Raw genomic sequence first — 10,814 nt, forward strand, 5'->3', positions numbered from 1 at the left:
TCCGTGCGGCGCCCGCCGCCCGCCGGGCAAGCCTTGCGCGCGCGGCGTTGTGCGCGGGCGACAGTTCCGCCGTTACCGCGCATTTCAATTTCTTTCAGCGATGGCACTCGTCATATGATTCAGCCCACATCGCGCGCGCCAAGAACGTGAGCGATCGCCACCCGGCTGCGCACGCGGCCGGCCATGAATGGAGACACCTACAAACAGGAAAGCTCATGAAGCAGACCACCCGACTCGCAGCCATCGCAGGGGGCGCCGCGCTCGCATTTGCCAGCCAGTACGCGGCCGCACAAAGCTCGGTCACGCTCTGGGGCGTCGCCGACGCCAGCATCCGCTACCTGACCAACGCCAACGCCAAGAACGACGGCCTGCTGTCGATGGCCAACGGCGCGATCACGAACAGCCGCTTCGGCATCTACGGCACGGAAGACCTCGGCGGCGGCCTGAAGGCCGTGTTCAACCTCGAGAGCGGCGTGAACCTGCAGAACGGCGGATTCGCCGACAGCGGCCGCCTGTTCAACCGCGCGGCGTACGTCGGCCTGCAGAGCCCGTACGGCACGGTGACCCTCGGCCGCCAGAAGACGCCGCTGTTCGACCTGCTGTCGGACACCTACGATCCGCTGACGGTCGGTAACTACCTCGAAAACGCATGGCTGCCGGTCGCACTCGGCGGCGGCCTGTATGCGGACAACCAGATCAAGTACACGGGCAAGTTCGACGGGCTGACCGCGAAGGCGATGTACTCGACCGGTACCAACTACGAATCGACCGGTGCCGGCGGCTTCTCGGGCCAGATCCCGGGTTCGCTGGGCAAGGGCAATGCGTGGGGCGTGTCGCTGTCGTACGTGATGGGTCCGCTCAGCATTGCGGCCGGCGCGCAGCAGAACAGCGACAACTCGGCACGCAAGCAGACGATCTATCACGCGAACGTCGTGTACGCGTTCAGCAAGGCGAAGATCTACGCGGGCTACCTGCGCTCGAAGGACGACACCGGCTTCGTCGACAGCCTGCTCGCGCAGCAGTCGATTCCGGTCGCGAAGGGCACGGGCCGGATCGACGACGGTCCGTTCGCGGGCGTGAGCTGGCAGGTCAGCGCGCCGCTGACGCTGACGGGCGCGTTCTACTACGACCATATGCGCAATGCGATGACCACGAACGGCACGCTCGCGAGCGGCAACCGCTATGCGATCGTCGGCATCGCCGAGTACGCGCTCAGCAAGCGCACGGAAGTCTACGGCACCGTCGACTTCAACAAGACGAACGGCGCGGCGAACGTCGAGCTGCCGGGCCGCAGCAACCAGACCGGCATCGCGATCGGCCTGCGCAATATCTTCTGACGAACGTCGGAACGCATGCGCCGGCAGTCGTCCGGCATGCATCGAAGGGGCGCCGCGAGGCGCCTCTTTTTTTTCGTCACGCGACCTTCATACGCGCGCACGACTATTCGGCGAATGCTCCATCACGAGACCCCCGCGCCGTAAGGGAACCGTCGGCAATCCAGAACATACTTTTACAGTGCGCGCGAAGGCTTTCCGCTACGCTGCGTGCATCGCCCGTTGCGTGCCGCCAGGCGCGCGCGTGCGTCGTTCCGGTCGCGCTCGGCGAGTGCCGCCGGCCAGGTGCGTAACTTGTGTATCCGGTGATGACAATCGCGGTCCGCCGGTTTTTTTCGTGGGACGATGCGCTCACGATTTTCTTGAAAGGGGATGACGATGGGTATCCTGAACACCGTGGGTGAAATCGCTGGCGCCGTGGCGGCGGTCGAGGCAGCGGAGAAGGTCGATCCGGATGCGGGCCTGCTGACCAAGGCAGCGGCGGCCGTCGCCGGCTTCAAGGGTGCGGAGGCGATCGAAGGCTTGCTCGAGAAGAAGGAAGAGCAGCCGCAGCAGGCAGACGACACGCAGGCGACGGACGGCAGCGACACGTCGCAGGCATGAGCATGGCGGCTGGTCCGGCCGTGGGCGCGCCCTTCGCGCGCCCGGGCGGACCGGTGCCGCGCAGCCGGCAGGTCGGGCATGCGGTCGATCGGTGACGCATGGCACACCCGGTAGCCGGTTTGACCGGCGAGAGGCAATGTCTCTCGCCGTTTTTTATTGGGCGCGCGCGTGGCCGCACCGTGCGCCGCAAGAATTCAGGAATCTTGCTATCGTGCCTTCATCCGAACTGCGATGAGGGAATGCGATGGATTTCGACTACGACCTGTTCGTCATCGGGGCCGGCTCGGGCGGCGTGCGGCTCGCGCGCATGTCCGCGTCATACGGCGCGCGTGTCGGCATAGCGGAAGAAGAGCAGATCGGCGGCACCTGCGTGCTGCGCGGCTGCATTCCGAAGAAGCTGCTCGTCTACGCATCGCACTACCCGCACGAAGCTGAGGACGCGAAGGGCTTCGGCTGGACCTTCGGCGCCGGCACGCTCGACTGGCCCGCGCTGATCGCCGCGAAGGATCGCGAGATCAACCGGCTGAGCGACATCTACATCAACCTGCTGCGGCAATCGGGCGTCGAGATGCACGCCGGGCGCGCGACGTTCGTCGATGCGCACACGGTCGCGATCGGCGATCGCACGATCCGCGCACGCCACATCGCGATCGCGACCGGCTCGCGCCCGTCGCTACCGGCGCGGCCCGGCATCGAGCATGCGATCTCGTCGCGCGAGGCGCTGTCGCTTGCCGCGCTGCCCAAACGCATCGCGGTGGTCGGCGGCGGCTATATCGCGGTCGAGTTCGCGGGCATCTTCAACGGCTTCGGCAGCCACGTCGACCTGTTCTATCGCGGCGAGAAGATCCTGCGCGGCTTCGACGACGACGTGCGTCAGTTCCTGACCGACGAGATGACGAAGCAGGGCGTCGCGATCCACGCGCGCTCGGTGGTCGAGTCGATCGAGCGCGCGGACGACGGCACGTTGACCGTGCGCGTCGGCGATGCGCGGCACGGGCCGTACGACGAAGTGCTCTATGCGACCGGCCGCGTGCCGAACGTCGACGGGCTCGGGCTCGAACAGGCCGGCGTGATGCTCGACGCGCGCGGCGCGATCGCCGTCGATGCGTATTCGGCGACGTCGGTGCCTTCGATCCATGCGATCGGCGACGTCACGTCGCGGCCGCAGCTCACGCCGGTGGCGACGCGCGACGGCGGGCTGCTCGCCCGCACGCTGTTCGGCGGATCGCGCGTCGCGGCCGATCACGAATGGGTACCGTCGGCGGTGTTCAGCCAGCCCGAAGTCGCGACGGTCGGCCTCACCGAGTCGACCGCGCGCGACCTGTACGACGGCGACGTCGACATCTACCGCACGTCGTTCAAGGCGCTGCGTCATACGCTGTCGGGCCGCGACGAGCGCACGCTGATGAAGCTCGTCGTCGCGCGCGACAGCCAGCGCGTGGTCGGCGCGCACATGGTCGGCCGCGATGCGGGCGAGATCATCCAGGGCATCGCGATCGCGATTCGCGCGGGCGCGACGAAGGCGCAGTTCGACGACACGATCGGCATTCACCCGACCGCTGCCGAGGAGTTCGTGACGATGCGGCAGAAGGTGGCCGACTAGCGGAAGCGGGCACGCGCGTGCCTGCGCGCGCGTGCGCCGAATGTGCGCCGGATTGCCGGATCGGGAATGGGCCGGCGAGCGATTTGTCGGCGTAGCAAAGCCCGATTATTTCCGATGATTGCTTTCAATATATTGGCAATGCGGGGAGGCGCCGAAAGCGATATATCTCGATATTGTCGGGCCAGCGATCGATGCGCCGCGGCAAAAACAGATAATCAAGGTGCTCGGTTCAGATGCTGGAGAATCATTGCCCGGCAACGGTTTGGGGCGGATTCGACGGCGCCGTTCACACCAGCAAGAAAATCGTCAATTTTTATCAAGACACCTCGTCTCGATAAACAGGCTTGATATGATCGCGAAAAATCATATTCGGGGCCGATCATGCGCGATCAACAGCGCAGTTACCAGAATCAACAAGTAACGCACGCACGCGAGCCCGTCGCGTATCGCGTTGCCCATCCGCATCGTCTTCGTGTTGCAACACGTCCGTTGCACGCACCCGTCCATCACCTACCGCGATCGCCAGCCTGGCGATGAATACGTACGCGTGCATCGCACCGATGCGCGCACGCATGTTCGTACCGTAGCCGATTCGACTGCCGGTTCGTCCGCGAGCCGGCGTGCCCGCACCGGGCCATCTTTCCATGCAAGGAGACCAGCAGTGAACATTCAGACACGACGTACCGTCCTCGTGGCGGCCGCGGTCGTCGCGGCGCTGTCCGGCTGTGCGACCGAATCGTCGCGCACGCTCGACGTGCCGGCCGTCAGCAGCGCGCAGAAGCCGTATGCGGGCAAGCCCGTCGCGATCGCGGTCGGCAAGTTCGACAACCGCTCGAGCTACATGCGCGGCATCTTCTCGGATGGCATCGACCGCCTCGGCGGGCAGGCGAAGACGATCCTCGTCACGCGCCTTCAACAGAGCCGCCGCTTCAACGTGCTCGATCGCGAGAACCTCGACGAGATCAAGCAGGAAGCGGGCTTCATGAAGAAGGCGCAGGCCGTGAAGGGCGCGAACTACGTGGTGACGGGCGACGTGACCGAGTTCGGCCGCAAGGACGTCGGCGATCACCAGCTGTTCGGCATTCTCGGCCGCGGCAAGACGCAGGTCGCGTACGCGAAGGTCAACCTGAACATCGTCGACACGACGACGTCGGAAGTCGTCGCATCGAGCCAGGGCGCGGGCGAGTTCAGCCTGTCGAACCGCGAGGTGATCGGCTTCGGCGGCACGGCCGGCTACGACTCGACGCTGAACGGCAAGGTGCTCGATCTCGCGATCCAGGAAGCCGTGAACCATCTCACCGAGCAGGTCGACGCCGGCGCACTGAAGACCGCGCCGTAAGCGCCGCGCGCGCCGGGGCCGGCGCCGCAGGCGATCGAATCACCACGACATCAAAAGAGAAGAGACCATGAAACGGGGTAACTGGCTGCCGGCGACGGCCGCCGCATTGCTGCTCGCGGGCTGCGCGAGCTCGACGCCGCCGCTGTATCAGTGGACGGGCTATCAGCCGCAGGTGTACGAGTACTTCAAGGGGCAGAAGTCGCCGCAGGAGCAGATCGACGCGCTCGAAAAGGCGCTGCAGGAGATCCGCGGGAAGGGCCATACACCGCCGCCGGGCTTCCATGCGCATCTGGGGATGCTGTACGCGAGCGTCGGCAACGAACAGCAGGCCGAACAGGAATTGCAGGCCGAGAAGCAGCTGTTCCCGGAATCCTCGACCTACATGGATTTCCTGCTGAAGAAGAAAACCGGCGCGCCGAAAGCCGCGGATCCGAAGGCCGCCGCGCAGAAGGGTGCCGGCCAGACGATCGCCGGCCAGAAAAATGCCGATCCGACCACCGCCAAACAGTGACGCGCCCGCCATGTTCAAGTCTCTCTCATTCAAGCTGATGTCCGTGCTGTCGCTCGTCGCGCTGCTGAGCGCGTGCGCGCAGCCGGTGAAACGCCCCGACTACACGGCATTCAAGAAGAGCCAGCCGCGCTCGATCCTCGTGCTGCCGCCGGTCAACGAAACCTCCGAGGTCGGCGCGACCTACGGGATGCTGTCGCAGATGACGCTGCCGCTCGCCGAGTCCGGCTATTACGTGGTGCCGGTCGCGGTGATGGACGAGACCTTCAAGCAGAACGGCCTGACCAACGCGGCCGAGATCCAGGAGACGCCGCCCGCGAAGCTGCGCGAGATCTTCGGCGCGGACGCCGCGCTGTACACGAAGGTGTCGCAGTACGGCACCGTGTACCGGATCATCGCGAGCGCGACGGTCGTGTCCGCGTCGACCAAGCTCGTCGACCTGCGCACCGGCGACGTGCTGTGGCAGGGCCAGGCCAGCGCGGCGAGCGACGAAGGCGGCAACAACGGCGGCAGCCTGATCGGCATGCTCGTGATGGCCGCCGTCAAGCAGGTCGCGAACACGCTGATGGACCAGAGCCACGACGTCGCCGCGTTCACGAGCGGGCGGCTGCTGACGGCAGGGCCGCCGACCGGCCTGCTGTACGGCCCGCACTCGCCGAAGTACGGCACCGACTGACGGGCGACGCATGACGGGCGCCGCTGCGGCGGGCCGGCGCGAGCGGCCTGCCGCGGCGCGCCGTTGAAACAAAAAAGGCCGCGCGGATGCGCGGCCTTTTTGCGTGGGTGGCGGGCCGGAAAAGCGGCGCGTACGCCGTCGCTCAATGCACGCCGAACGCGTCGAGCAGCCGGTACCAGCTCATCGCGAGTACCAGCGCCGGCGTGCGCAATGCCTCGCCGCCCGGGAAGTCGCGATGGCGGATCTTGTCGAACAGGTCGAAGCGGCTCGCCTGTCCGTTGATCGCTTCGGCGATCAGCTTGCCCGCGAGCGCAGTCGTGTTCACGCCGTGGCCCGAGAACCCCTGCGCGAAGTACATCGTCGGCGCGATGCGGCCGAAATGCGGTGCGCGATTCATCGTGATGTCGACGAAGCCGCCCCAGGCGTAGTCGACCTTCACGTCCGAGAGCTGCGGGAACGTCTTCAGCATGTCCGCGCGCATCGCCGCCGCGAGATCGCGCGGCTCCCGTGTCGAATAGCTGACCTTGCCGCCCCACACGAGCCGCGTGTCGGGTGCCGGCCGGAAATAGTCGAGCACGAAGCGGCTGTCGCAGATCGCCGCGCGCGCGGGCATCAGCGCGGCGGCGCGCGCGTCGCCGAGCGGCTCGGTCGCGATCACGTAGGTGCCGACCGGCATGATCTTCTTCGACAGTGCGGGCGCGAGCGTGCCGACGAAGGTGTTGCACGCGAGCACGACGAAGCGCGCGCGCACGTTGCCGCCGCTCGTCTCGACGACATGGCCGCCCGCGACGTCGCGCACGCGCGTCACGCAGCTGTCCTCGTGGATGCGCACACCCGCATCGGTCGCCGCGCGGGCGAGGCCGAGCGTGTAGTTGAGCGGATGGAGGTGGCCGCTGTCCGGGTCGTACAGGCCGCCGCAATAGCGCTCGGACTGCACGTAGTCGCCGAGTTCGTCGTCTTCGACGAAGTGGAAGCGGTCGTAGCCGAAGCGCTTCGCGGCTTCGTCGCGCCAGCGTTTCAGCGCGTCGGCGTCGCGCTCGGTGTTCGCGGCGGTCAGGTAGCCGGGCACCAGCGCGCAGTCGATGTCGTGCTGCGCGATCCGCGATTTCACGAGCGCCAGCGTTTCGAGCCCCATGTCCCAGATGCGCTTCACGTCGCCTTCCGGCATGAATTGCCCGAACGTGTCGATGTCGCACGCGAACCCGCCGATCAGCTGGCCGCCGTTGCGGCCGCTTGCCGCCCATCCGACCCGCGACGCTTCGAGCACAGTCACCGAATGCCCGCGCTCGGCGAGGTTGAGCGCGGCGGACAGGCCCGTGAGGCCCGCGCCGATCACGCACACGTCGGCATCGATCGTGCCGGCGAGCGGCGCGTGGCGGGTCGTATCGTTGGCGGTCGCCGCGTAGTAGGACGCGACGTGCGGCTGGTTGGCGAATGTCTGCATGATCAGGAGAACGGTGAGAGTGGGCTCAGAACAGCTCGCGCACGCGGTGGTACAGCATCCCGAGTTCGAGCGCGGGTTGCCGCCATGCGTCGCCGCCGGGGAAGCGCCGGTGACGCATGCGCGCGAACAGGTCGAATGCGCGCGTGTCGCCCGCGATTGCGCCGGCGACCGCGCGCCCGGCGATGCCGGTGAGCGCGACACCATGGCCGCTGAAGCCCTGGACGTAGAAGAAGTTCGGATCGAGTGCGCCGAAATCCGGCGCGCGGTTGCGCGTGACGTCGACGAAGCCGCCCCACGCGTGGTCGACGCGCACGTCGCCGAGCTGCGGGAACACGCCGGCCATGCGCCGCCGGATCGTTTCGGCGAGCGTGGCGGGCGACGCGCCGGCCGAATTCGCGCGGCCGCCGAACAGCATCCGGTGGTCGGCCGACAGCCGGAAGTAATCGAGGAAGAAGTTGTTGTCGCACACGGCTTCGCGCTGCGCGATCAGCGCGTCGGCGCGCGCCTGGCCGAGCGGCTCGGTCGCGATGATGTACGACGCGATCGGCGCGATGCGCGCGGCCGTCGCGGCCGGCAGCACGCCGCCGGGGCCCGCGTTGCAGCACGACACGACGAACCGGCAACTCACGTCACCCGACGGCGTGCGCACGACGGGCCGCGCACCGCGCACGACGTCGAGCGCGGGCGTATGCGCATACAGCGCGACACCCTCGCGCCGGGCAGCATCGGCGAGGCCGAGGCAGTACTTGAGCGGATGCAGGTGGCCCGACAGCGGATCGTAGACCCCCGCGAGATAGCGCGTCGACGCGATGTGCGCGCGGATCTCGCCGGTGTCGAGCCATGAAAGCGACGGATGGCCCCAGCGCCCGGTCGCGGCATCCATCCACGCGTGGAGGTCGTCGATGCGGCGGGGCTTCGTCGCGACCGTCAGGTAGCCGCGCGTGAAGTCGCAGTCGATCCCGTAGCGCGCGATGCGTTCGGCGATCAGCGCGACGCCGTCGAGCGACAGCGACCACGCGGCGCGCGCGCCGTCGGCGCCGAGCTGACGCTCGACCTCCTCGTCCTTCGCGAAGCCGGTGATCGCCTGGCCGCCGTTGCGGCCCGACGCGCCCCAGCCGGGACGGTGCGCGTCGATCACCGCGACGGACAGCCCGCGTGCGCGGCAGTCGAGCGCCGTCGACAGGCCCGCGAAGCCGGCGCCGATCACGCAGACGTCGACGTCGATCGTCCCGTCGAGCGCGGGATCGTCCACGGCGGGGCGCACAGCCGTCGCTTCGTAGTACGAGTCGCGCGCGAGCGCATCGGCGCGGCGGGTGAAAGACTGCGTCATGAAAACGACTCCCTCGTTGCAGCCGGCGGCGGCGCATGGCGCACCGTCATCCGGCCGGTAAAAACGGCGCGGGACGCCGTGCGCGCGGCACGGCGTCCCGCGCGGGCTGCGTCAGAACGAATAGATGAACTGCGTCGCGAGCAGGTCGTTGGACTTGCCGTACGATCCATCGTTGCGCAGGAACACCTTGTTGTTCGCCCAGTCGTGGCGGTATTCGACCTTCACGGTGATCTGCTGGGTCGGGTAGAACAGCAGGTCGAGTGCGACATCCTGGCGCACGGCCCCCTTGCACTCGAAGCCCAGGCCGCCACCGGCCTTCGACATCGCGAGGCAGTCCGCGTCGACGCCGAAGCCGTTGCTCGGATCCATCCCGTTGCCGTTCAGCGCGATGCCGCCACCGCCGCCGCCGTTCTTCGAGTTGGCGAGCAGGTCGTAGCGCAGCGTCACGCCCATGCGGCCGACCACCGGCGCGTTGAACTTGCGGTGCGCGAGCAGCGACAGGCCGTACCACTGCGCGAGTCCGCCGTTGAACGCCGCATGCTGCTGACGGCCGTAGTCGACTTCCGCGTTGTACTGAATATCGGCGAGCGTGTAGGTCGCGTCGAGCTCGCCGAAGAAGAACGAACCGTATGCGCTCGGTGCCGCCCCGCCCGGGCCGTAGTGCACGACGCCGTCCGCATCGATCGCGCTCGAGAGCGTCTGGCGGCCGATGTTGAACGAACCGCCGAGATCGAGTGCGCTCGACCACGTGTAGTCCGCGCGTGCGGTGAAGGTCGGCACCCTGTTGCTGGTGGTGATCGGATCGCCGAGCGCGTTGGTGCCCGTCGTCGTGACCGAACCGTACGTGCGGTACTGCTCGTTGCCGAGGAAGAACTTCCACGCCCAGTTGCCCTTCGTGTAGTTCGCGCCGATCCCGACGTAGCTGCCCGGATCCGAGAAATCGTACAGCAGGTTGTGCGTGAGCGTGAGCATCTGGTTCGACTGCTGCACCTCGTAGCCGCCGAAGCTCGGGATCAGGCCGGCGACCAGCGTGGTCGACGCGGTGATTGGCACGTTGATGACCGCGGTGTTCAGCAGGTTATCGGTGATCGAGCCGCGCGAGTTCTGCAGCAGCGTGATGCCGTTGCCGCGGTTCGGCATCAGCGTGATTTCCGCCGACGGCGCCATCGGGCCGACACCGAAGGTCTTCTTGATGTCGAGGTACAGATCGCCGAACGTGCTGTTGAAGTAGTTGTACGCGTTCTCGTGGTTCGCGAACAGGAACGACGACGTGCCGGCCGCGCGGTTGTACATGTAGGTCGGGTCGATGTAGCCCGTTACCGACAGGCCGGCGAGCGGGCCCGTGTTGGCCGCGTCCGTCAGCGAGTCGACCTTCAACTGCTGGTTCGCGATCTGCTGCTTCATTTCGCTGACCTCGTCGTTGGTCAGCGCGGCCTGCGCATGGCCGTAATCCGGTGAGCCCGGATCGGCGGCCACGATGACGGCCTTGCCGCCGCCGGCCGTACCTGCGCCCGCGCCGGACGTCGCGACTGCCGTGCTGCCCGGCTTCGCGGCGAGCTGCGCCTGCATCGCCTTCATCTGCTTCTGCAGCGCCGCGACCTGCGCCTGCAGCGCCTTGATCTCGGCGGATGTGGAACCGGCCAGCGCGATGCCCGGCAACGCGCCGGCCACCAGCAGGCAGATCAGTTTCTTCTTCATTGCGGATTCTCCTTGTCGTGCGCCTGTCAAATCGGGATCGAATCGCGCGCCCCCCCCCTGGGGCAGCGCGTCTTGCTTGTCTGCAGTGCTTGTTATCCGGGCGTCACGCCACCGCGAACGCCGCCTTCATGTCAGCGATGCGGCGCCGTTCACGCGCGATCATCATCCGGTTCACGACGATCACGCCGATCGTCACCGCCGTGATGAACAGCGTCGCCAGTGCGTTCATCTCCGGGTTCAGCCCCAGCCGCACGCGCGAGAACACCACCAGCGGCAGCG

General features: G+C 67.3%; 9 protein-coding genes and 1 pseudogene. 6 read left to right on the forward strand and 4 right to left on the reverse strand.

The features are described 5' to 3' along the window. Nucleotides 1-215: 215 nt before the first annotated feature. From G3O06_RS43820 to G3O06_RS43845, 6 genes are all read left to right on the forward strand, one after another. Nucleotides 216-1,337 (forward strand): porin, encoded by a 1,122-nt coding sequence (locus G3O06_RS43820; RefSeq protein WP_174918179.1) that lies wholly within the window; start codon nt 216-218, stop codon nt 1,335-1,337. A 375-nt stretch (nt 1,338-1,712) separates the two neighbouring features. Continuing rightward, the gene (locus G3O06_RS43825; protein WP_174918178.1) at nt 1,713-1,937 is read left to right on the forward strand and encodes a hypothetical protein; all 225 of its coding nucleotides are present in this window, start codon (nt 1,713-1,715) and stop codon (nt 1,935-1,937) included. Between the two features lie 244 nt (nt 1,938-2,181). Then, nucleotides 2,182-3,540 carry a glutathione-disulfide reductase gene (gene gor / locus G3O06_RS43830; protein WP_174974463.1) on the forward strand — a complete coding sequence of 453 codons (1,359 nt, stop codon included), beginning with the start codon at nt 2,182-2,184 and terminating at the stop codon, nt 3,538-3,540. 667 nt (nt 3,541-4,207) lie between these two features. Then, nucleotides 4,208-4,879: a CsgG/HfaB family protein gene (locus tag G3O06_RS43835; protein WP_205819808.1), complete on the forward strand. Its 672-nt coding sequence runs from the start codon at nt 4,208-4,210 to the stop codon at nt 4,877-4,879. 67 nt (nt 4,880-4,946) lie between these two features. Continuing rightward, entirely contained in the window at nt 4,947-5,390 is a 444-nt protein-coding gene (locus G3O06_RS43840; protein ID WP_205819804.1) for a DUF4810 domain-containing protein, read from the forward strand. Between the two features lie 10 nt (nt 5,391-5,400). Further along, complete coding sequence (locus tag G3O06_RS43845; protein WP_174974467.1) at nt 5,401-6,063, forward strand: DUF799 domain-containing protein; 663 nt, start codon at nt 5,401-5,403, stop codon at nt 6,061-6,063. Nucleotides 6,064-6,205: 142 nt separating this feature from the next. Here the strand turns inward: G3O06_RS43845 and G3O06_RS43850 are convergent, their stop codons facing one another. The 4 genes and pseudogenes from G3O06_RS43850 to G3O06_RS43865 all read right to left on the reverse strand — a co-directional run. Continuing rightward, nucleotides 6,206-7,507 (reverse strand): FAD-binding oxidoreductase, encoded by a 1,302-nt coding sequence (locus G3O06_RS43850; protein WP_205819805.1) that lies wholly within the window; start codon nt 7,505-7,507, stop codon nt 6,206-6,208. Nucleotides 7,508-7,532: 25 nt separating this feature from the next. Then, on the reverse strand, nt 7,533-8,837 hold the full coding sequence (locus tag G3O06_RS43855) for an FAD-binding oxidoreductase (protein ID WP_205819806.1): 1,305 nt from the start codon (nt 8,835-8,837) through the stop codon (nt 7,533-7,535). A gap of 111 nt (nt 8,838-8,948) precedes the next feature. Continuing rightward, on the reverse strand, nt 8,949-10,535 hold the full coding sequence (locus G3O06_RS43860) for a DUF3138 family protein (protein ID WP_205819807.1): 1,587 nt from the start codon (nt 10,533-10,535) through the stop codon (nt 8,949-8,951). A gap of 103 nt (nt 10,536-10,638) precedes the next feature. Next, nucleotides 10,639-10,814, reverse strand: a pseudogene (locus tag G3O06_RS43865) (putrescine ABC transporter permease PotI); the annotation flags it as partial.

This window comes from Burkholderia sp. Ac-20345 (genome assembly GCF_017104825.1).
Lineage (GTDB): Bacteria > Pseudomonadota > Gammaproteobacteria > Burkholderiales > Burkholderiaceae > Burkholderia > Burkholderia lata_B.

Coding starts and splice junctions, on each gene's coding strand:
- G3O06_RS43845 (WP_174974467.1), top strand. CDS start 5,401: ATGTTCAAGTCTCTCTCATTCAAGCTGATGTCCGTGCTGTCGCTCGTC.
- G3O06_RS43860 (WP_205819807.1), bottom strand. CDS start 10,535: ATGAAGAAGAAACTGATCTGCCTGCTGGTGGCCGGCGCGTTGCCGGGC.
- G3O06_RS43825 (WP_174918178.1), top strand. CDS start 1,713: ATGGGTATCCTGAACACCGTGGGTGAAATCGCTGGCGCCGTGGCGGCG.
- G3O06_RS43850 (WP_205819805.1), bottom strand. CDS start 7,507: ATGCAGACATTCGCCAACCAGCCGCACGTCGCGTCCTACTACGCGGCG.
- G3O06_RS43855 (WP_205819806.1), bottom strand. CDS start 8,837: ATGACGCAGTCTTTCACCCGCCGCGCCGATGCGCTCGCGCGCGACTCG.
- G3O06_RS43820 (WP_174918179.1), top strand. CDS start 216: ATGAAGCAGACCACCCGACTCGCAGCCATCGCAGGGGGCGCCGCGCTC.
- G3O06_RS43840 (WP_205819804.1), top strand. CDS start 4,947: ATGAAACGGGGTAACTGGCTGCCGGCGACGGCCGCCGCATTGCTGCTC.
- gor (WP_174974463.1), top strand. CDS start 2,182: ATGGATTTCGACTACGACCTGTTCGTCATCGGGGCCGGCTCGGGCGGC.